The organism is Cellulomonas telluris, from assembly GCF_004886325.1.
Classification (GTDB): Bacteria; Actinomycetota; Actinomycetes; order Actinomycetales; family Cellulomonadaceae; genus Cellulomonas; species Cellulomonas telluris.
The window spans coordinates 1-530 of record NZ_QXFN01000102.1 but is presented as its reverse complement, the minus strand read 5'-3'; the positions used below and the strand labels follow the sequence as shown (position 1 = coordinate 530).

Sequence of the window (530 nt, the reverse complement as noted above, 5' to 3'; positions counted from 1 at the left end):
GCTCGAGGATGCCGATGCCGGCCGTCACGTTGCAGAACAGCACGACCCACAGGAACCAGAACTGGGGGGTCCGGATCGCCTGGTTGGCCCGGACGAGCGCGCCGTTGGTGCCGGGGGAGTGCTCGGCGGTCGCGTCGTCGCCGTGGCCGGGCGGCACGCGCACCAGGGCCGCGCCGATCAGCATGAAGACCGTGTAGACGACGCCGAGGGTCAAGAAGGTGCGGGCGAGCGCGGAGCCGGACGCGACGGCGCCGGGCTCCGTCGCGACGAAGTCACCGTCGAAGAGGGCCATCAACGAGTTGGACAGCGGCGAGGCGATGAGCGCGCCGCCACCGAAGCCCATGATCGCCATGCCCGTCGCGAGGCCCGGACGGTCCGGGAACCACTTGATGAGGGTCGACACGGGGGAGATGTAGCCGATGCCGAGACCGATGCCGCCGATGACGCCGTACCCCAGGTAGAGCAGCCAGAGCTGGCTGCTCGCGATGCCGGCCGACCCGACCAGGAACCCGGTGCCCCAGCAGGCGGCG

The 530-nt window shown here is 71.1% G+C and carries 1 protein-coding gene; it reads right to left on the bottom strand.

The genetic code is table 11. The features are described 5' to 3' along the window. On the bottom strand, positions 1–530 hold a 530-nt coding region (locus FB586_RS18930; RefSeq protein WP_136520872.1), incomplete at both ends, for an MFS transporter.